This is a genomic window from Kosakonia sp. 1610, from assembly GCF_050435845.1.
Classification (GTDB): domain Bacteria; phylum Pseudomonadota; class Gammaproteobacteria; order Enterobacterales; family Enterobacteriaceae; genus Kosakonia; species Kosakonia cowanii.
This window is the reverse complement of sequence record NZ_JBNDKZ010000001.1, coordinates 39414-58736: the sequence shown is the minus strand read 5'-3', so window position 1 is coordinate 58736 and position 19323 is coordinate 39414. Positions and strand designations below refer to the sequence as shown.

Below are 19323 nucleotides of genomic sequence, written 5' to 3'. Positions count from 1 at the left end.
TAGGCCGGATAAGGCATTTATGCCGCCATCCGGCATTAACACGGCACCGAAAACGTAGGCCGGATAAGGTATTAAGCCGCCATCCGGCATTTACACGGCGCCGAAACCGTGAATCGCCATCGGCAATCTCACGCCGAATGTTTCGACAACTCCCGGCGCGCCCACGCGCTTTCCGCGTATTCATTAAGCGCGACGTAAAACTCTTCGATGGATAACTTCTCGCGCTGCTCGCCTTTCAACAGGCCGCCGGGCAGGCTCAGCACCACTTTGCGGTTTTTCGGCTCGAAGATGAAGTTGCGCACCAGCCGGCTGACAAGCAGCTTCGGTGGCTGATAGCCTTCGCGCCAGAAGAGATCGATAAACACCCAATCATTAATGCTGCGAATGCCAATATTCTCGATCGCGTCGAGCATAAACGGCGCGCTGAGCTGATAGCTCTCAATCCCCTGCGCCGTCAACGTAAAGAGCGGCTGGCGCACACGGGTGTACATCGTCCAGCTTGCCAGCGCAAAGAGCAGTGAACCAGCCACAAGGCCGAAGGTAATCATATCCATCGGACTGTTGGCCGAAGAGTTCCACTGAATGCTCAGCGTAAACACCATCACCGCGGCCGCCGCACAGAGCACCGTCAGCCCAACGAAGATCCACAAATTTTTCTTGCGCAGTGAGACCACCAGCGTATCGGTGGCGCGGGAAGCGAGATCCTTAAGCTCAGAGTGATAAGCCTCGTAATGGGCGTCAACTTCGCTGGCCATGCCGCTGGTCAGCGCCTTAGAGAGCGCAGAGGCATCGCGAAACAGGCTACGCATCCAGAGATAATCCGCTTCCCCGACCGGGCGCGACGCTTGCGCCATCAGCGCATCATCCAGCGGAACGTTAAGCTGTTCAATACGCGCACGGGTTGGCGGATGGCTGTCGGTCGGGTGCGCCAGCGCCTCTTCCAGTGATGCGGAGAGATCAAACCGTTCGCCGCTGCGCAGTTCAGTAAAGAGGCTATGCACCAGATCGTCGGTTGCCAGTTTGCGCTGGAAGAACTGTTCCATCGGCCCCTGAAAACGCTCATTGAGGGCGGAGAAACGCAGCAGCGACGCGGCAAGCGCCATTGATGAGCTGGTGCGCGCTCCTGCGGCATCCGCTGCGAGTTCACGCACGCGGCTCCAGCCACTCACCGTTTCGTGGAACTGGCGGAAAAACCACATGCCAAGATGGATGGTCGGGTTAAGCGCCAGGCGCTCCAGCCAGCCGCTGCCGCCAACATCACGGTAGAAGTAGTTGAGGCTGTTCTCCATCCCGGCGTAAAGCCCGGCAAAGTGCAGCGTATAGAGCGTGTCATTACCGGAGAAGTGCCCCAGTTCGTGACCGATGACCGCTGCCACCTCCTCTTTATTCATAAACGCCGCATAGCTGAGCGGGAAATAGAGGGTGTTGCCGGTAAGCCGTTCGCCCTTCTCGATTTGCACCGGGCTTGCGGTGACGTAGAAGCCCTCGAACAGGCCCACCACAATATTATCCGGGACGATCGCCTGCCCGCGCTGCGCAAGCTCCCTGACCCAGCGCCAGAGTTCCGGCGCATCGTTTTCGCGCACGGCGGTGCCGTAAACTTCCATATCCTGCGGCTCAAACAGGGTGAAACATTTTTTCAGCAGGAAGAGGCTCTTCAACACCATAATCAGCAGGGAGCCAATCACCAGCAGGATGAACAGCACCAGCTTGATGTTTAACGCGCTCGCGGGCCCCAGGGTGTAGAGCCAGCAGATTTCATACAAGAAGACCGCGATCAGCGCAAAACCGATGCAGGACATCACAGTGACCATGATAAAAGGCAGCAGTTTACGACAGAGGTTAAAGGCGACAATCAGGTGATCGGCAGAGAGGCGCGCCCTGCGCACGCTATAGAAACAGAGCGCCACCGCGCTGGTGCTGGCAAGCAGTGCCATCAGTGACAGAAAGATACCGGCTTTCGACAGAAAGTGGCGCAGCAGATCGGCCGCCGCGCTGTGCCCGACGGTGCCATATCGCGTGACCTGATAAACATAGCCATCATCGATGCGAATGTTTTGCCAGCAGGCATAAACCAGCAATAAGAGGGGCACGCCGAAGCAGTAGAGCAGAGTTTTTCTGTCCATAACCTTAACCGTAAAGAAACGTAAAAGCGCACCCTAACACAGGGATGGGCTGAATACATTCCCCACGAATTTAGGGGGGTAAGCGGTACGGGACGTACCGCCTGAGACGTTAGATAATGCGGTTGGTTTTGAAATCGCGCAGGAAGCTGCCCCAGCGGCGCTCGTAGAACGGGGTGATGTGCGCCAGCATAAAGTGGCTGATGCCCTTCTCGCCTTCGGCGACCTGGCAGATATCAACTGGCTCATCGCCCGGCAGCGTATCGGTCGCCACGCTGCCCGCGGCATGAATGATCTCTTCGATATCGCCTTCAGCTTCAATGCCAATTAACAGGTTCGCCTGCGCGTCGGCCTGCTCTTTGATGGAGCAGATAAAGGCGCGTTTGACGGTTTTGATGCTTTTGAACAGCGTGGTCAGGGAGTCGACCATCTGCGCGGGCGGCTCGGCAACTTCCGAGAGCAGCAGCGCGGTACCGCCTTCAAGCACCTCTTGCTGGCTGAGCGGGCTGCCCTCTTCGCCAACCAGATGGCTGATTTCACGCGGGGTGAACTCTTTCCCGGTTGGCAGCTTAGCGTTAAGGAACAGAGTTTCGCCGAGCGTCATTTCAAACAGCGTGCGCGCAGGCATCACCACAAAGGCCTGCTCGTCGTCGATTGCCTGTTGCAGGGCGGTAAGGGAGGTGAAAAAGGGGATCACCGAGGTGCCGTCATCTTTTTCCCAGTGCTGGATGTCGAGCGCGCTCTCTTCCACCACCGCTTCGCCTTCTGCGGCATTGCCTGGCACCCAGACGGTAGAGTCGAGCAGCGTGCGGAAAAAAGCCGGACGGTAAGCGGGTTCGGTCGCCGCCTGCTCAAGCAGGGTTTCTAATTCGTTTTTCGTTTCGGACATAGGATCTCTGGTTCGTTTTCGTGCGTCATCGCGCCCGGGTTTTGCGCATTGCCGGATGGCGGCATTGCCTTATCCGGCCTACGGGTTCAGTGCCGCTTTATTGCCGGATGGCGGCGTAAACGCCTTATCCGGCCTACATTTTGCAGCGTGTCGCTTTTGTAGGCCTGATAAGCGCAAGCGCCATCAGGCACGCCGCTTACTCGGCGGTCAACAGATTGGCAACGGTGCGCACACCCAACCCTGTCGCACCGGCAGCCCACTGCTCAACCGCCGATTTACGGTAGGTCGCCGAGCAGTCGATATGCAGCCAGCCCTGCTGATAGTTTTCAACAAAGTGCGAGAGGAAACCGGCGGCGGTGCTCGCCCCTGCCGGAAACGCCGCGCTGGCGGTGTTGTTCAGCTCGGCAAAGTTGGACGGCAACTGGTGACGGTGGAACTCCGCCAACGGCAGACGCCAGAACGGCTCGTTTTCCGCCGCTGCGCTGTTAAGCAGGCGGCCCGCCAGCGCGTCATCAAAGCTGAACAGCGCATGGTAATCATTGCCCAGCGCGGTTTTCGCCGCACCGGTCAGCGTCGCGGCATCGATAATCAGCTGCGGTTTTTGCGCAGAGGCGTCAATCAGGCCATCTGCCAGCACCAGACGCCCTTCCGCGTCAGTGTTCATCACCTCAACTTTTTTACCGTTGCGGTAGTGAATAATATCGCCCAGCTTAAACGCATTGCCGCTGACCATATTGTCAGCGCAGCAGAGCCACAGCTTAACGCGCTTGTTCAGACCACGGTTGATGGCAAATGCCAGCGCACCGGTCACCAGCGCCGCGCCGCCCATATCGGATTTCATTGAATCCATAAATGCGCTCTGCTTCAGGCTGTAACCGCCGGTATCAAAGGTGATGCCTTTGCCCACCAGCGCGGCGTAGACCGGCGCATCCGGGTTACCGGTCGGGTTGTAATCGAGCGCCAGCAGCACCGGCGGACGCTCGGAGCCGCGCCCTACGGTATGCAGCCCCATGTAGTTCTGCTCGCGCAGATCTTCGCCTTTGGTGATGCGGTAAGAGACATTGTCGCCGCCAACGCTGAAGAGCAGATCGACCGCGCGCTGCGCCAGTTGCTCCGGCCCGACCTCTTCCGCCGAGGCGTTGATGGTATCGCGCACCCAGTCGATCACCTTCAGGCGGCTATCCAGCTCTTTCTGCTGAGCTTCATCAAGCTGCGCCCACTCGACTTTACGCGTCCCTTTTGGCCCTTTATAGCCAGACCAGAACGCCCAACTGCGATCCGCATCCCACCCTTCGCCGTTCAGGGCGACATGTTTGATGCCGAGGCCGTCGATTTTGCGCGCCGCGCGCTGAATAAGACCGAGATCGTCTTTGCCGGTTAAGTGCAGTGCGATGCCGTCGTTGTTGATGCTGTAGGCTGCTTTTTCACCCCAGCGCGCGTCAGCGGGCTGCGTGGTGAGGGTGACTTTCATAGCTTCTGTCATTCTTTTTATCCTTTTCACAATCGCCGGAGGGCAGACGCCTTCTCCGGCCAACGGTTGTGTCCATAAAAACGGGCCACCCGAAGGCAGCCCGTTTGATGATTATGCTGCTTCGTCTAACCAGACTAGCAGAATCGCTTCAAGAATTTTTTCATTCGATGCAGCCGGATCGTCATCAAACTCTTCCAGCTCGCAGATCCACTGATGCATATCGGTGAAACGTACGGTGGTCGGGTCAACGTCCGGGCGGCTGTCATACAGCGCTTCGCCGATTTCACGGCTGTCGGTCCACTTCAGCCCCATCTTAGTGCTCCCGCGCGTGGTTGATGGTGTAACGCGGGATCTCGACCACCAGATCTTCATCGGTGATGCGCGCCTGGCAGCCTAAACGGCTCTCCGGCTCCAGACCCCAGGCTTTATCCAGCATGTCATCTTCGTCTTCGCTGCTTTCAGGCAGCGAGTCAAACCCTTCACGCACCACGCAGTGGCAGGTGGTGCAGGCGCAGGATTTTTCACAGGCGTGTTCAATCTCAATGCCGCCGCGCAGGGCGACATCCAGAATCGTTTCACCGCTCTTAGCTTCCAGAACTGCGCCATCCGGACAGAGGTCCTGATGAGGCAGAAAAACAATTTTAGGCATATTAAACCTCGTCGACGGAATGGCCTTTTAATGCGCTGCGTACGGACTGATCCATACGACGCGCGGCGAATTCCTGGGTTTGTTTATCTACATTTTTAATGGCGTGTTCGATGGCGTCGGTATCATCGGTTTCGGCAACCGCGCGCAACTGCGCGACCGCCTCGTCGATCTCCGCCCGCTCTGCGGCGCTTAGCAGCGCGGCATCCGCGGCGATCGCGCTGGTGACACTCTCCAGCACGCGCGCGGCTTCCACTTTCTGCTCCGCCAGCATGCGCGCTTTCACGTCCTGCTCGGCGAAACTCATGGAGTCTTTAATCATGTCGGCGATTTCGCCGTCGGTCAGCCCGTACGAGGGTTTCACCTGGATGGAGGCTTCCACGCCGGTCGATTTTTCCATCGCCGTGACGCTCAGCAGACCATCGGCATCCACCTGGAAGGTGACGCGAATATGCGCCCCGCCCGCCGGCATTGCCGGGATGCCGCGCAGGGAGAAACGCGCCAGCGAACGGCAGTCGCTCACCAGCTCACGCTCGCCCTGCATCACGTGGATCGACATCGCGGTTTGCCCATCTTTGAAGGTGGTGAACTCCTGCGCGCGCGCCACCGGAATGGTGGTGTTACGCGGGATCACCTTCTCAACCAGGCCACCCATTGTCTCCAGCCCTAACGACAGCGGGATGACGTCCAGCAGCAGCATTTCGCTGTCTGGTTTGTTGCCAACCAGAATATCAGCCTGGATAGCCGCGCCAATGGCGACCACTTTATCCGGGTCGATGGAGGTCAGCGGCGTACGGCCAAAAAACTCGCCCACACGTTCGCGCACCAACGGTACGCGGGTCGAACCGCCGACCATTACCACTTCCAGCACCTCGTCAGCGTCGACGCCCGCATCTTTCAGGGCGCGGCGGCAGGAGAGCAGCGTGCGTTTTACCAGCGGCGTAATCAGCGCGTCGAACTGTTCACGGGTGATTTCACCCTGCCAGCCCGCCACATTGACCACCACGCGGTCGGCATCGCTCAGGGCGATTTTGGCAGCAATCGCCGCGTCCAGCAGTTCGCGCTGCTGGCGGGCGTCGCTGCGTTCGGAGATGCCCGCCTGCTCGCAGATAAAGTCCGCCAGCAGGTGGTCGAAATCGTCGCCGCCGAGGGCTGAATCGCCGCCGGTGGCCAGCACTTCAAACACGCCGCGGCTCAGGCGAAGGATCGAGATATCAAAGGTGCCGCCGCCGAGATCGTAGACGGCAATGACGCCCTCTTTACCGGAGTCGAGACCGTAGGCGATCGCCGCCGCCGTCGGTTCGTTCAGCAGGCGCAGCACATGCAGGCCCGCCAGACGCGCGGCGTCTTTGGTGCCCTGGCGCTGAGCATCATCGAAATAGGCAGGCACGGTGATCACTACGCCATCCAGCTCGCCCGCCAACGATTCTTGCGCGCGGGCGGCAAGGGCTTTGAGGATATCGGCAGAGACGCGGATCGGGTTAACCAGACCGGCGCGGGTGACAATCATCGGCAGGCCGTTTTCGCTCGCCTGGAACTGCCACGGCAGGTGCGGATAGCGCGCCTGGATATCCGCAAGGCTGCGGCCCATCAGGCGTTTTACCGAGCTGATGGTGTTGACCGAATCGAGCGCAGCGTTGTTGCGCGCATCAAAGCCAACCACGTGGCTTTCGGCCTGATAGTGGACGACAGAGGGGAGCAGATGGCGCCCGGCGCTGTCGGCCAGCGTTTCCGCCTGGCCGCTACGTACCGTCGCCACCAGCGAGTTGGTGGTCCCGAGGTCGATGCCTGCCGCCAGCCGACGCTGGTGCGGTGCGGCGCTCAGACCCGGTTCACTGATTTGTAATAAGGCCATGATGTGCTTCCAGAAATTTAAAAACCGAGCAGTTTTTCTTCGAGTTGTTCTGTTGAGCTGCGCAGTTTATCGAGAAAACGTAGTTTACGCACGGTATCCGCCGCCGTCTCCCACGCTTGTGCATCAAGTTGTTCAACCATCTGCTGATGACGGGCGTCATACATGCCTTTGATGCGCGCCTGAAAAGCTTCCAGACGGGCGGCGTCTTCAGCCTGGGCAATCTCATCCAGCTCTTCGCGCAGCTCCAGCTGTTCCATCAGGAAAGCGGTGTCGCGCACGGTGTGCTGTTCAGAGGCCAGATCGAAGCCGTGCAGCGAGAGCAGATACTCCGCGCGCGTCAGCGGATTGCGCAGGGTTTGCCATGCCTGGTTGATGGTCGCGGAGTGCTGTACGGCGGCCAGTTGCTCAGACTGCGGCTGGCTGGCGAAGCGATCGGGGTGGAACTGCCGTTGCAGATCCTGGAAACGCGTGGCCAGCGCCTGGGTGTCGAGTGGGTACTGGGCCGGCAACCCAAAGAGGGTGAAGTAATCCATAACAATTCCGGGTATGCAATCGTAATAAACCCCACGCGCAGGCGACTGCGGTGGGGTCATCGTCAGAGGCGATTAGACGTGGAAGCTTTCGCCGCAACCGCACTCATCTTTCACGTTCGGGTTGGTGAACTTAAACCCTTCGTTAAGGCCTTCTTTTACGAAGTCCAGCTGAGTGCCGTCGAGGAACTGCAGGCTTTTGCCGTCAACCACTACCTTCACGCCTTTGTCTTCGAACACCGTATCTTCATCATTCGGTGCGTCGACAAATTCCAGCACGTAAGCCATACCAGAACAACCGGAGGTTCTCACCCCCAGGCGCAGGCCAAACCCTTTACCACGGTTGGCCAGGAAGGCATTTACTCGCGCGGCGGCACTGTCGCTGAGGCTAATGGACATGACAACAACCTCCTGCCTTATTTCGCGTCTTGTTTACTTTTGTAATCCGCAATCGCGGCTTTAATCGCATCTTCTGCCAGGATAGAGCAGTGGATTTTAACCGGCGGCAGTTCCAGCTCTTCGGCGATATCGGTGTTCTTGATCGCCTGCGCTTCGTCCAGAGACTTGCCCTTCACCCACTCGGTGACCAGCGAGCTGGACGCGATGGCAGAGCCACAGCCGTAAGTTTTGAAACGCGCGTCTTCGATAATGCCTTTATCGTTAACTTTGATCTGCAGTTTCATTACGTCGCCACACGCCGGTGCGCCAACCATGCCGCTACCGATGCTGTTGTCGCCGTTGTCGAACGAGCCAACGTTGCGCGGGTTTTCGTAGTGATCGATTACTTTTTCGCTATAAGCCATTTTTTATTCTCCTGTTTGCGCAACCTAAAATTAATGATGAGCCCATTCGATGGATTCGAGATCCACGCCCTGCTTGAACATCTCCCACAGCGGAGAGAGATCGCGCAGACGGCCAATGGATTTGCGGACCAGCTCGATGGTGTAGTCAATCTCTTCTTCAGTGGTGAAACGCCCTAAAGAGAAACGGATGGAGCTGTGCGCCAGTTCATCATTCATGCCCAACGCGCGCAGCACGTAGGACGGTTCCAGGCTTGCAGAGGTACAGGCTGAACCAGAAGAGACAGCCAGATCTTTCAGCGCCATGATCAGCGACTCGCCTTCAACGTAGTTAAAGCTGACGTTGAGGATGTTCGGTGCGCCGTGCTCAAGATCGCCGTTCAGATAGACTTCTTCGATATCGTTGATGCCGTTCCACAGACGGTTGCGCAGCACGCGCAGACGCGCCATTTCGCTCTCCATCTCTTCTTTCGCGATACGGTAAGCTTCGCCCATACCAACGATCTGGTGAACAGGCAGGGTACCGGAACGCATGCCGCGCTCGTGACCGCCGCCGTGCATCTGCGCTTCGATACGGATACGCGGTTTACGCTGTACGTAGAGTGCGCCGATACCTTTCGGGCCGTAGATTTTATGGCCGGAGAAGGACATCAGATCGACTTTCAGCTGGCTCAGATCGATCGGCAGTTTGCCGACGCTCTGGGTGGCGTCAACGTGGTAGATAATGCCGCGTGCACGGCACATTTCGCCGATAGCCGCGATATCCTGCACCACGCCGATTTCGTTATTCACGTGCATGATAGAGACGATGATGGTGTCGTCACGCATCGCCGCTTCGAGTTCTTTCAGATCGATAATGCCGTTGCGCTGCGGGGCGAGGTAAGTCACTTCAAACCCTTCGCGCTCAAGCTGGCGACAGGTGTCCAGCACGGCTTTGTGTTCGGTTTTGCTGGTGATGATGTGCTTGCCTTTTTTCTGGTAGAAATTGGCAGCGCCTTTAATCGCCAGGTTGTCGGATTCGGTTGCACCGGAGGTGAAGACGATTTCGCGCGGGTCAGCGCCGACCAGTTCAGCAATCTGGTTGCGGGCGATATCTACCGCCTCTTCAGCCTGCCAGCCAAAACGGTGCGAACGGGAAGCAGGGTTACCAAAGGTCCCGTCCAGGGTGAGAAACTGCATCATTTTCTCGGCAACACGCGGATCCACCGGCGTGGTTGCGGAGTAGTCGAGATAGATCGGTAATTTCATTGCTCTTTAAACTCCGTACATCGCTCTAATGCAAGGAATCAGGCAACCGGCTGGATGTACGACCGTGTTAACAGGGCATCAGACGATGCCCTGGCCCGATTCTGAATTCAGTTTAATTATTATGCGCGCAGCTTAACGTCGATCGCGTCCTGGCCACGGGTATTACGATGGGATTCGTTGCTGTGCTGACGGTCAGAGACGTCGAGGATCTCCTGATTATTCACCAGCTCACCGAGGGTGATGTTGTTCAGGAAACCGGTCAGGCGATCGCTCAGATCGCGCCACAGCGCGTGGGTCAGGCACTTATCGCCGCCCTGGCAGCCACCTTTACCCTGGCAACGGGTCGCATCGACAGATTCGTCAACGGCGCTAATCACTTCGCCGACGGCGATGCTGTTCGCATCTTTACCCAGCAGATAACCACCGCCGGGACCACGTACGCTGGAAACCAGGCCGTTTTTACGCAGGCGGGAAAAGAGCTGCTCCAGGTAGGAGAGGGAAATTCCCTGACGCTCGGAAATATCAGCCAACGGCACCGGGCCCGATTCGGAGTTGAGCGCAACGTCCAGCATTGCGGTCACGGCATAACGCCCTTTAGATGTCAGTCTCATGTCTTACAAGCCTCAAACTCGCCCCTGCCCGGGGTTTATTATTAAAATGTTAACGTTGCATAGCAGACGCAAGTCTGACATTCCTGACTAAAATGGTCAACTATTTAGTTGACTGTTTTAGTCAAGTATTCGCCGCTTCGCTTAACCGCCCGCCAGGACAGGGTTTGTTGCCTGAATTACCCTTTTTGCTTCTGCTCAATCGACGCCAGAATGCCGCGCAGAATGTTCAATTCCTGGCTCTCCGGACGGGCGCGAGTGAAGAGGCGGCGCAGTTTATTCATCACCTGGCCGGGGTGGCTTTCACGGATAAAACCGGTGGAGAGCAGCGTCTGCTCCAGGTGACCGTAAAAGCGCTCAAGATCGTCGACCAGCGGGTAAGGCGTCTCTTCCTGCTCTGCGCTCGGCGCATCGCTCTCCTGCTTAGCCAGCCACGCCATGCGCACTTCATAGGCGATCACCTGCACCGCCATCGCCAGGTTCAGCGAGCTGTACTCCGGGTTGGCGGCAATCGCCACGTGATAGTGGCACTTCTGCAACTCTTCATTGGTAAGCCCAACGCGCTCGCGGCCAAACACCAGCGCTACCGGTGCGTGTTCCGCTTCGGCAATACTTTTCAGGCCGCATTCGCGCGGATCGAGCATTGGCCACGGCAGCGTGCGTGAGCGCGCGCTGGTGCCAACCACCAGGCTACAACCGGCCAAGGCTTCATCTAAGGTGTCGACGATCTGCGCATTGCCAATCACATCGCTGGCACCTGCGGCCAACGCAATGGCTTGCGAATCGGGTTTGACCAGCGGGTTAACCAGCCAGAGATTGGTTAAGCCCATGGTTTTCATGGCACGGGCAACGGAGCCCATGTTACCGGTATGGGAGGTTTCAACTAAGACAATACGAATATTTTGCAGCATAGGTTTTCTACGGCTAAAGAATATTGCCGGATACTATCATAAAGCTGAGACATAATTCGAATTCGCTGGTATGATACGCGCCGTTTTCCGTTCTTTAACATCCAGTGAGAGATATCGATGCATCCGATGCTGAATATCGCCGTGCGTGCTGCGCGCAAGGCGGGTAATTTAATTGCCAAAAACTACGAAACACCTGACACCGTAGAGACCAGCCAGAAAGGCAGCAATGATTTCGTGACCAACGTTGATAAAGCTGCTGAAGCGGTAATTATCGACACCATCCGCAAATCTTACCCGCAACACACCATCATCACCGAAGAGAGTGGCGAGCACGAAGGCACCGACCCGGATGTACAATGGGTTATCGATCCTCTGGATGGCACTACTAACTTCATCAAACGCCTGCCGCACTTCGCGGTATCAATCGCCGTTCGTATTAAAGGTCGCACCGAAGTTGCGGTCGTTTACGATCCGATGCGTAACGAACTCTTCACTGCCACTCGTGGCCAGGGCGCACAGCTCAACGGTTACCGCCTGCGCGGCAGCACCGCTCGCGATCTGGATGGCACCATTCTGGCGACCGGCTTCCCGTTCAAGGCGAAGCAGCACGCAACCACCTATATCAACATCATTGGCAAACTGTTTACCGAATGCGCGGACTTCCGCCGCACCGGTTCTGCCGCGCTGGATCTGGCCTATGTTGCCGCCGGTCGCGTTGATGGTTTCTTTGAGATTGGCCTGAAGCCGTGGGATTTCGCCGCAGGTGAACTGCTGGTTCGCGAAGCGGGCGGTCTGGTGTGCGATTTCACCGGCGGTCATAACTATATGATGACCGGTAACCTCGTCGCCGGTAACCCGCGCGTGGTGAAAGCGATGCTGGCAAATATGCGTGAAGAGCTGAGCGACGCGCTGAAGCGTTAATCCTCTCGCTGGCCGGGTTTTGTGAATTGCCTGATGGCGCTGCGCTTATCAGGCCTACAAAAGCAGAACCCAACACGTAGGCCGGATAAGGCGTTTCGCCGCCATCCGGCAACAAAAGCAGAACCCGCAGTTCGTAGGCCGGATAAGGTGTTTACGCCGCCATCCGGCAACTAATGCCGCACTTCGTATCCGTCCTCGATTAAAAGGGGCGTAATCCGCCGCCCGGCGGTAATGCGCTCATCCACATCACCACTGCCGCACTCACCAGCACCACGCCACCCGCTAAGGCTAATGTCGTCCAGCCAATCTGCCGCCACAGCACCGGCGCGCGCTTACCGCTTATTTTCACCGCCAACTGGCGAAAACCGTGTACCAGCAACGCCAGCCCGCTGATGGTCAGCGAGGTTCCGGCAGCCACCGCCAGCGCAGAGGCCACGCCCCAGGCGAAGACGCCAATCACTTTACTGAACAGCAGCACCATAATGGCGCCGGAACAGGGCCGCATACCCATCGATAAAACAATCACCAGCCGTGCGCGCCAGTCGCCGCCGTTCTGCAACTGCGACTGCGTTGGCAGATGCTGATGACCGCATCCGCAATTATCGTGATGAACATGATGCGGCGTGAACGCGCGAAACCTGGGCGCTTGTAGCAACTGACGCAGGCGTTTTAATGCGCGCCAGCAGAGCAGCAGCCCCAGCACGCCGACCAGTAGATAACTCCCCTTCTCCAGCCAGTAACCGCTAAGGTGCAACTGCCGGGCGGGCAGCGCCAGCAGGCTCAGCACCACAACTACCAGTAAAATCGCCACCAGCCCCTGTAGCAGAGAGGATGCCAGCGTCAGGCCAATAGCGGGTTTTAATTTTGAGGGATGGGTCGCAAGCCAGGTGGTGATCACCACTTTGCCATGCCCCGGCCCCAGCGCATGCAGCACGCCATAGACAAAGCTGAACAGCAGCAGCGTGCCGCCCGCTTTGGTCGGGTTTTCAGCCACCGCTTTCAGCAGCGTGCTCATCTGGATATTCACTTCACGCTGCCAGAGCGCGCTTCTCATCACCACCTGCGGCCACGCCTGCCAGAGCCAGAGTGCGCCGAACAGGGCAACCACCATAAACAGCAGCAGCGGCCACCACTGCAATACGCGCCGTTTGCGCGCCATCTGTTGGCTGATTACTGACATAGCAGCGTCACCGTTTGAGCAAACTGTTTACCCAGTTCCATATCCTCCTCCGGGGCGTCGGTCTTATCCAGCGACTGCGCGTAGCTCAGCACCTCTTCGCCGGGTTTCGGTGTATGTAGCGTCGTTTTACAGCTCGATTGCAGCGCCGCGGGCAGCGTGACGTCGCTCTCCTTGTCGTAGCGCATATCCACGTAATAGGTGGGATCGAAGGTCGAGAAGGTGTATTTCTGCCCCTTCAGCGGCTGCGGCTCCGCCAGCGGCAGAACAAAGGTGAGCACCGCCTGGTGCGCCTCACGCGCGAGGCCATACTCGCTCGGGCGGTTGAGGAACTTCACCTTCTGCCCGTTATGCCACACTTCGGTGAAGTAGTGCTGGCCGAGCACGTTTGCCATCACATCCGCCGCCAGCTTTTTCCAGATCTCTTCGCCAGGCTTTGCGTTACCGGCGTCATAGAGCAGGTCTGCGGAGGTGATCTCATCCATCGTCCAGCGCATTTTCAGGCCGGTAAACTGACCGTTTGCGCTAACCAGTTGCGTCTTCATCACGATAAAGCTGTGCGGGTGCGCCATAAGAGAAAACGATAAAAGCGCGAGAAAAAGCCCCAATACCCACTGTTTAACTAATTGCATCTCTTCCTCACGTGAAAAATTCTGTGATGCTCCCCGGCATTCCTGGTCGAAAATGCGGCGGCTGCGCTGTCGCTCAAGATACCTTTAACTACGCTTATCAAATAGCCCTTTTTCCCAACCCTAACTGGACCCTGACAGATGACCATGACGCTGACCCCACCATCTGTGCTCTCCAGCCCGCAGCGTCGCTGCCAGGTGCTACTGCTGCTTGCCCTGCCGGGACAAGGTATCACCATGAAAAACATCAGCGCCATTAATGGCGTGGATGATACCGTAGCCCTGCAGGATATCGCGGAGACGCAAAGCGAGATCCAACTTTACCACCGGCTTTCCATCGTGCCCTACGGTGAAGGCGGTTACCGCATCGAAGGCACACCGCTCGATCAGCGCCTGTGCCTGCTGCACTGGCTACGCCGCGCCCTGCGCCTCTGCCCGGAATTTATTACTGAACACTTTACGCCCGCATTAAAAACGGCGCTTAAACAGCAGGGCATTGCGCGCACACTCTATGACGATATTAATCTGCATGCGTTGATCAACCTCTGCTCGCGCCGCCTGAAACGCTCGTTTGAGTGTCGCGATCGCCAGTTTTTGGGTCTCTATTTGCAGTACTGCCTGTTGCAGCATCATAGCGGCCACTCGCCGGAATTTAACCCCGTTCAGCAAGCATGGGCGCAGATGCGCGCCGAGTATCTGGTGGCGCAGGATATCGTTCGCCACTGGCAGCGCCGCGTCGCCGCTACTGCCCATGAGAATGAGCACCTCTTTTTAACCCTGCTGTTTATGCTGGTGCGTACACCCGATCCGAGCCAGGACGATCATCAGCAGGATCACCGCCTGCGCCTGGCCATCAGCCAGATGATTGCTCACTTCCATCAGCTCTCCGGCATGCATTTCAGCGACGAGCAGGGGCTGACCAATCAGCTCTATATTCACCTCGCCCAGGCACTGGATCGCAGTTTGTTCGGTATCGGCATCGATAACACCTTGCCGGCAGAGATTAATCAGCTCTACCCGCGCCTGATGCGCACCACGCGCACGGTGTTAGAGGGGCTGGAGACGGAGTATGGGCTGCGCTTTAGCGATGAGGAAGCGGGACTGGTGGCGGTGATTTTCGGTGCCTGGCTGATGCAGGAGACCGATTTGCATGAGAAGCAACTGATGCTGATTACCGGCGACGACAGCGCCCGAGAGCAGGAGATTGAGCAGCAGCTGCGCGAGTTAACGCTGCTGCCGCTCACTATTCGTTACTTGCCGCTGGAGAGCTTCCGCGAAGAGGGTGCGCCAAAAGATGTGACGCTTATCATCACCCCTTACACCACGCCGCTGCCGCTCTTCTCTGCGCCGCTGATCCACACCGACGCGCTGCTGAGCGAGCAGCAGCAGGAGCATATTCGCATTATGCTTGAGGGCTCCCCTTCTGCGCGGCGACCGTTGGACGCAGGACCAGCGCTGGCAGTGCCAGCAACGCCATAATAAAGAACAGCCCCTGATGCAGGTGTTCGAAGAGGAAACCGGCGATCATCGTCATCAGGGCAATACTTCCGCCCATCGCCACGGCGGAGTAGACCGCCTGGAGCCGGATCACCTCACTCCCCTGCCGGGCGGAGATGTAGCGCATGGCCGCCAGGTGGCAAACGGTGAAGGTGCCGCAGTGCAGGATCTGCGCGACAACCAGCCACGGCAGCGCAATGGTCCAGCCCATCAGACTCCAGCGAACCAGCCCGCAAACCGCCGAGAGCAGCAGCAGATCGCGCGCGCTGAAGCGGCGGAAAAGAAGGTTGCTGAGCGTAAAAATCACCACTTCCGCCACCACGCCCAGTGACCACAAATAGCCCACCGTTGAGGCGGAGTAGCCCACCGACTGCCAGTAAATCGCGCTGAAGCCGTAATATGCCGCGTGCGCGCCCTGTAACAACGAAACGCAGGCGAGAAAGCGCCAGTTCTGCACAATCAACGCGCGCCAGGCGGGCCAGCCTGCGCCATCCTGCTGGCGGTTTTCACCCTGTGGCAGGATCGTCGGGCGCAGCAGCATGCCGAGCAGCATTGAGGCGGTACCGAGCGACAGCATCACCAGAATCGCCCGGTAGTCGTAAAGGCTGACCAGTTTGCCGGTCAGCGCCGAGCCAATCACAAAGGCGATCGATCCCCACACCCTGACGCGGCCATAATCCATCGGAAACTGTTTTTGCCACGTGCCCGCCAGCGCATCTGTCAGCGGCACAAGCGGCGAGAAGAAGAGGTTAAAGCCGACAATCACCACCGCCAGCCAGGCGACATGGCTTCCGGCGTAAAAGGCCATCGCAAAAATAAGCGTAGCCAGCGCCAGCACGCGCAGGGCGGTAATTAAACGGGAGGGGTCGCTTACGCGCGGGGCAATCAACAGGCTACCGAGAAAACGGGCAACGAGACCGGCGCCAAGCAGCATACCGATGATTTCCGGGGTTAACCCGACGCCTTTGAGCCAGACGCCCCAGAAGGGTAAGAAGATGCCGTAACTGAAAAAGTAGGTGAAATAAGCGAGCGCCAGCCAGCGCGTTGACTGCAGAACCATGATTTCCTCCTGAATCGAAGCGTTAGTCTGGCGGCAAACGCCAGACCTGGCAAGCAACAATCAGGTAACAAATTTGCCTAAGCGCAGGTTTTGCAACATTAAAACGCGCCGGGCGGAACGCAGCACTGGCGAGCAGGCAAAAAAAAGCCCGCTTCACAGGAAGCGGGCTTGTTTGATTTTGGAAACTTATGCGTAAACCGGGAAACGGGCGCAGATATCCAGCACTTTCTGTTTGGTGCGCTCGATTACCGCTTCGTCATTGATGCTGTCCAGCACGTCACACATCCAGCCTGCCAGCTCTTTGACTTCCGCTTCCTTGAAGCCGCGACGGGTCACAGCCGGCGTACCGACGCGGATACCGGAGGTCACAAACGGGCTCTTCGGATCGTTCGGCACGCTGTTTTTGTTAACCGTAATGTTGGCACGGCCCAGCGCGGCGTCCGCTTCTTTACCGGTCAGGTTTTTATCAACCAGATCCAGCAGGAACAGGTGGTTATCGGTACCGCCGGAAACGACGTTGTAGCCGCGTGCAAGGAACACTTCCACCATCGCTTTGGCGTTTTTCGCAACCTGCTGCTGGTAGGTTTTGAACTCCGGCTCCATCGCCTCTTTCAGCGCCACCGCTTTACCGGCGATAACGTGCATCAGCGGGCCACCCTGGCCGCCAGGGAAGACGGCAGAGTTCAGTTTTTTGTACAGCTCTTCGCTGCCGCCCTTCGCCAGGATCAGGCCGCCGCGCGGACCCGCCAGGGTTTTGTGGGTGGTAGTAGTAACAACGTGAGCATGCGGAACCGGGTTCGGGTAGACGCCTGCGGCAATCAGACCGGCAACGTGTGCCATATCGACAAACAGGTACGCGCCGATGCTGTCAGCGATTTCGCGCATTTTGGCCCAGTCAACCACGCCGGAGTAAGCAGAGAAGCCGCCGATGATCATTTTCGGCTTATGTTTTTGCGCCTGCTCATTGAGTTCGTTGTAATCAATGTGGCCCGTTTCATCGATGCCGTAAGGGACGATGTTGTAGAGTTTGCCGGAGAAGTTAACCGGGGAGCCGTGAGTCAGGTGGCCGCCGTGCGCCAGGTTCATACCGAGAACGGTATCGCCCGGCTCCAGCAGCGTGGTGTAGACGGCGAAGTTAGCCTGTGAGCCAGAGTGCGGCTGAACGTTGGCGTAATCTGCGCCAAACAGCTCTTTCGCGCGGTCAATCGCCAGCTGTTCAACGATATCGACATACTCACAGCCGCCGTAGTAACGCTTGCCCGGGTAGCCCTCGGCATATTTGTTCGTCAGTTGAGATCCCTGCGCCTGCATAACGCGCGGGCTGGTGTAGTTTTCGGAGGCGATCAGTTCAATGTGCTCTTCCTGACGTACTTTCTCCTGCTCCATAGCCTGCCACAATTCGGCATCATAATCGGCAATGTTCATTTCACGCTTTAACATCCGCATCTCCTGACTCAGCTAACAAAACAACTCTCAATGAGGGCCCGAATTCGGGAACGGCTGACAGTATAACTGATTAAAATTCTGAGAACAGGTCTTGACAAAGGTTTTTGCGCAAACGATTGGCTGCCCGTCACACAAGGCTTTGAGCAATAACGGGCTTCGGTCGGGAAAGGGATTTCTTTTCAGCTTTGTGATGCAACTTCTTCATATCAGATAACCCCTCTTTCATTGCGCCCTTTACAATCTTAGGCTGGCGGTTATAAGATGCATATAAAATACAACTTTAAAAATGCACGTTTAGAAGGAAGCCATCATGCTCGACGCTCAGACCATCGCCACCGTTAAATCCACCCTCCCGTTGCTCGCCGCTACCGGCCCGAAACTGACCGCTCACTTCTACGATCGGATGTTTCAGCACAACCCCGAGTTGAAAGAGATCTTCAACATGAGCAACCAGCGCAATGGCGATCAGCGTGAAGCGCTGTTCAATGCCATTGCCGCCTACGCTGCAAATATCGACAATCTCCCCGCCCTGCTGCCCGCAGTGGAAAAAATCGCCCAGAAGCACACCAGCTTCCAGATCCAGCCGCAGCAATATGACATCGTCGGTAAGCATCTGCTGGCGACCATTGATGAGATGTTCCAGCCGGGGCAAGAGGTGCTGGACGCGTGGGGCAAAGCTTACGGCGTGCTGGCGGGTGTATTTATCAATCGTGAAGCGGAGATTTACCGCGAGCACGCCGATAAAAAAGGCGGCTGGGAGGGGACGCGCGCGTTCCGCCTGGTGGAGCGAGTGCCGCGCAGCGCGCTGATCACCAGTTTTGAGTTTGAGCCGGTCGACGGCCAGCCGATCGCCGATTACCGGCCGGGTCAGTACCTTGCCGTGTGGCTGAAGCCGGAAGGGTTTCCCCATCAGGAGATCCGCCAGTACTCTCTCACCCGCGAGCCAAACGGCAAAAGCTACCGAATTGCGGTGAAGCGTGAAGCGGGCGGCCAGGTTTCAAACTGGCTGCACGATAAAGCAAAGCCTGGCGATGTTGTCTATCTTGCTGCGCCGGCCGGTGATTTCTTCCTCGATGTTAGCCCGCAAACGCCGGTATCGCTCATCTCCGCAGGCGTGGGTCAGACGCCGATGCTGGCGATGCTGCACCATCTGACGTACAGACATCACCGCGCGCAGGTTAACTGGTTCCATGCGGCGGAAAACGGCGAGGTACATGCCTTTACCGATGAGGTAAGCGAGCTGGGCGCCAACCTGCCGCACTTTTATCAACATGTCTGGTATCGCAAGCCAAACGCAGCGGATGAGCAGGCCGAGCTGTTCAACAGCACCGGGCTGATGACGCTTACGGAGATGAAAGATCGCGTGAGTGACGGGGAGATGCAGTTTTATCTCTGCGGGCCGGTGGCGTTTATGCAGTTTGCGGCTGAGCAGTTGGTGACGCTGGGCGTTGAGCGCGATCGCATTCACTATGAGTGCTTCGGCCCGCACAAGGTGCTGTAAGCAGGATGCCC

Annotated in this window: 18 protein-coding genes and 1 pseudogene; 3 read left to right on the top strand and 16 right to left on the bottom strand. The window is 57.6% G+C overall.

Annotated features, from left to right (window positions below):
* Positions 1–128: 128 nt before the first annotated feature.
* The 12 genes from ABIC80_RS00275 to trmJ form a co-directional block, all read right to left on the bottom strand.
* A complete protein-coding gene (locus ABIC80_RS00275) occupies positions 129–2126 on the bottom strand; it encodes a M48 family metalloprotease (protein WP_429174933.1) in 1998 nt (665 codons plus the stop codon).
* Positions 2127–2235: 109 nt separating this feature from the next.
* Entirely contained in the window at positions 2236–3012 is a 777-nt protein-coding gene (gene sseB, locus ABIC80_RS00270) for an enhanced serine sensitivity protein SseB (protein ID WP_128482351.1), read from the bottom strand.
* Positions 3013–3208: 196 nt separating this feature from the next.
* Positions 3209–4495, bottom strand: coding sequence for an aminopeptidase PepB (pepB, locus tag ABIC80_RS00265; protein ID WP_429174931.1), 1287 nt, complete (start codon positions 4493–4495; stop codon positions 3209–3211).
* Between the two features lie 99 nt (positions 4496–4594).
* Positions 4595–4795 (bottom strand): Fe-S cluster assembly protein IscX, encoded by a 201-nt coding sequence (gene iscX / locus ABIC80_RS00260; RefSeq protein WP_023481246.1) that lies wholly within the window; start codon positions 4793–4795, stop codon positions 4595–4597.
* 1 nt (position 4796) lies between these two features.
* Positions 4797–5132, bottom strand: coding sequence for an ISC system 2Fe-2S type ferredoxin (gene fdx / locus ABIC80_RS00255; protein WP_023481163.1), 336 nt, complete (start codon positions 5130–5132; stop codon positions 4797–4799).
* Position 5133: 1 nt separating this feature from the next.
* Positions 5134–6984, bottom strand: coding sequence for a Fe-S protein assembly chaperone HscA (hscA, locus tag ABIC80_RS00250; protein WP_429174928.1), 1851 nt, complete (start codon positions 6982–6984; stop codon positions 5134–5136).
* Between the two features lie 17 nt (positions 6985–7001).
* The gene (gene hscB / locus ABIC80_RS00245) at positions 7002–7517 is read right to left on the bottom strand and encodes a co-chaperone HscB (RefSeq protein WP_054803486.1); all 516 of its coding nucleotides are present in this window, start codon (positions 7515–7517) and stop codon (positions 7002–7004) included.
* A 72-nt stretch (positions 7518–7589) separates the two neighbouring features.
* A complete protein-coding gene (gene iscA / locus ABIC80_RS00240; protein ID WP_023481184.1) occupies positions 7590–7913 on the bottom strand; it encodes an iron-sulfur cluster assembly protein IscA in 324 nt (107 codons plus the stop codon).
* Positions 7914–7930: 17 nt separating this feature from the next.
* Positions 7931–8317, bottom strand: coding sequence for a Fe-S cluster assembly scaffold IscU (iscU, locus tag ABIC80_RS00235; RefSeq protein WP_023481244.1), 387 nt, complete (start codon positions 8315–8317; stop codon positions 7931–7933).
* Positions 8318–8347: 30 nt separating this feature from the next.
* Positions 8348–9562, bottom strand: coding sequence for a cysteine desulfurase (gene iscS / locus ABIC80_RS00230; protein ID WP_023481252.1), 1215 nt, complete (start codon positions 9560–9562; stop codon positions 8348–8350).
* Between the two features lie 119 nt (positions 9563–9681).
* A complete protein-coding gene (iscR, locus tag ABIC80_RS00225) occupies positions 9682–10173 on the bottom strand; it encodes a Fe-S cluster assembly transcriptional regulator IscR (protein ID WP_023481145.1) in 492 nt (163 codons plus the stop codon).
* A gap of 176 nt (positions 10174–10349) precedes the next feature.
* The gene (gene trmJ, locus ABIC80_RS00220) at positions 10350–11081 is read right to left on the bottom strand and encodes a tRNA (cytosine(32)/uridine(32)-2'-O)-methyltransferase TrmJ (RefSeq protein ID WP_429174926.1); all 732 of its coding nucleotides are present in this window, start codon (positions 11079–11081) and stop codon (positions 10350–10352) included.
* A 117-nt stretch (positions 11082–11198) separates the two neighbouring features.
* On the opposite strand from trmJ, the gene suhB reads away from it, so the two are divergent.
* Complete coding sequence (suhB, locus tag ABIC80_RS00215; protein ID WP_023481152.1) at positions 11199–12002, top strand: inositol-1-monophosphatase; 804 nt, start codon at positions 11199–11201, stop codon at positions 12000–12002.
* Positions 12003–12201: 199 nt separating this feature from the next.
* Here the strand turns inward: suhB and ABIC80_RS00210 are convergent, their stop codons facing one another.
* Positions 12202–13182, bottom strand: coding sequence for a nickel/cobalt transporter (locus tag ABIC80_RS00210; RefSeq protein WP_429174923.1), 981 nt, complete (start codon positions 13180–13182; stop codon positions 12202–12204).
* Positions 13173–13811 carry a DUF1007 family protein gene (locus ABIC80_RS00205; protein ID WP_429174921.1) on the bottom strand — a complete coding sequence of 213 codons (639 nt, stop codon included), beginning with the start codon at positions 13809–13811 and terminating at the stop codon, positions 13173–13175. Before ABIC80_RS00205 ends, ABIC80_RS00210 begins: the two co-directional genes overlap by 10 nt.
* 138 nt (positions 13812–13949) lie before the next feature.
* Between ABIC80_RS00205 and csiE the strand changes: the two are divergent.
* Positions 13950–15221: pseudogene (gene csiE / locus ABIC80_RS00200) on the top strand (stationary phase inducible protein CsiE); the annotation flags it as partial.
* Here the strand turns inward: csiE and ABIC80_RS00195 are convergent.
* Positions 15211–16365: a 3-phenylpropionate MFS transporter gene (locus ABIC80_RS00195; RefSeq protein WP_429174918.1), complete on the bottom strand. Its 1155-nt coding sequence runs from the start codon at positions 16363–16365 to the stop codon at positions 15211–15213. The pseudogene csiE and the gene ABIC80_RS00195 sit on opposite strands and share 11 nt — an antisense overlap.
* Positions 16366–16551: 186 nt before the next feature.
* Positions 16552–17805, bottom strand: a complete 1254-nt coding sequence (gene glyA / locus ABIC80_RS00190) for a serine hydroxymethyltransferase (protein WP_023481167.1) — start codon at positions 17803–17805, stop codon at positions 16552–16554.
* Positions 17806–18121: 316 nt separating this feature from the next.
* On the opposite strand from glyA, the gene hmpA reads away from it, so the two are divergent.
* The gene (gene hmpA / locus ABIC80_RS00185) at positions 18122–19312 is read left to right on the top strand and encodes an NO-inducible flavohemoprotein (protein ID WP_429174916.1); all 1191 of its coding nucleotides are present in this window, start codon (positions 18122–18124) and stop codon (positions 19310–19312) included.
* Positions 19313–19323 lie beyond the last annotated feature (11 nt).

Bases quoted from the DNA above. Each gene is read 5' to 3' on its own strand.
- hmpA (WP_429174916.1), top strand. From the start codon at position 18,122: ATGCTCGACGCTCAGACCATCGCCACCGTTAAATCCACCCTCCCGTTG.
- pepB (WP_429174931.1), bottom strand. From the start codon at position 4,495: ATGACAGAAGCTATGAAAGTCACCCTCACCACGCAGCCCGCTGACGCG.
- fdx (WP_023481163.1), bottom strand. From the start codon at position 5,132: ATGCCTAAAATTGTTTTTCTGCCTCATCAGGACCTCTGTCCGGATGGC.
- hscB (WP_054803486.1), bottom strand. From the start codon at position 7,517: ATGGATTACTTCACCCTCTTTGGGTTGCCGGCCCAGTACCCACTCGAC.
- iscU (WP_023481244.1), bottom strand. From the start codon at position 8,317: ATGGCTTATAGCGAAAAAGTAATCGATCACTACGAAAACCCGCGCAAC.
- ABIC80_RS00195 (WP_429174918.1), bottom strand. From the start codon at position 16,365: ATGGTTCTGCAGTCAACGCGCTGGCTGGCGCTCGCTTATTTCACCTAC.
- hscA (WP_429174928.1), bottom strand. From the start codon at position 6,984: ATGGCCTTATTACAAATCAGTGAACCGGGTCTGAGCGCCGCACCGCAC.
- ABIC80_RS00275 (WP_429174933.1), bottom strand. From the start codon at position 2,126: ATGGACAGAAAAACTCTGCTCTACTGCTTCGGCGTGCCCCTCTTATTG.
- iscR (WP_023481145.1), bottom strand. From the start codon at position 10,173: ATGAGACTGACATCTAAAGGGCGTTATGCCGTGACCGCAATGCTGGAC.
- suhB (WP_023481152.1), top strand. From the start codon at position 11,199: ATGCATCCGATGCTGAATATCGCCGTGCGTGCTGCGCGCAAGGCGGGT.
- iscX (WP_023481246.1), bottom strand. From the start codon at position 4,795: ATGGGGCTGAAGTGGACCGACAGCCGTGAAATCGGCGAAGCGCTGTAT.
- trmJ (WP_429174926.1), bottom strand. From the start codon at position 11,081: ATGCTGCAAAATATTCGTATTGTCTTAGTTGAAACCTCCCATACCGGT.
- ABIC80_RS00205 (WP_429174921.1), bottom strand. From the start codon at position 13,811: ATGCAATTAGTTAAACAGTGGGTATTGGGGCTTTTTCTCGCGCTTTTA.
- sseB (WP_128482351.1), bottom strand. From the start codon at position 3,012: ATGTCCGAAACGAAAAACGAATTAGAAACCCTGCTTGAGCAGGCGGCG.
- ABIC80_RS00210 (WP_429174923.1), bottom strand. From the start codon at position 13,182: ATGTCAGTAATCAGCCAACAGATGGCGCGCAAACGGCGCGTATTGCAG.
- iscA (WP_023481184.1), bottom strand. From the start codon at position 7,913: ATGTCCATTAGCCTCAGCGACAGTGCCGCCGCGCGAGTAAATGCCTTC.
- iscS (WP_023481252.1), bottom strand. From the start codon at position 9,562: ATGAAATTACCGATCTATCTCGACTACTCCGCAACCACGCCGGTGGAT.
- glyA (WP_023481167.1), bottom strand. From the start codon at position 17,805: ATGTTAAAGCGTGAAATGAACATTGCCGATTATGATGCCGAATTGTGG.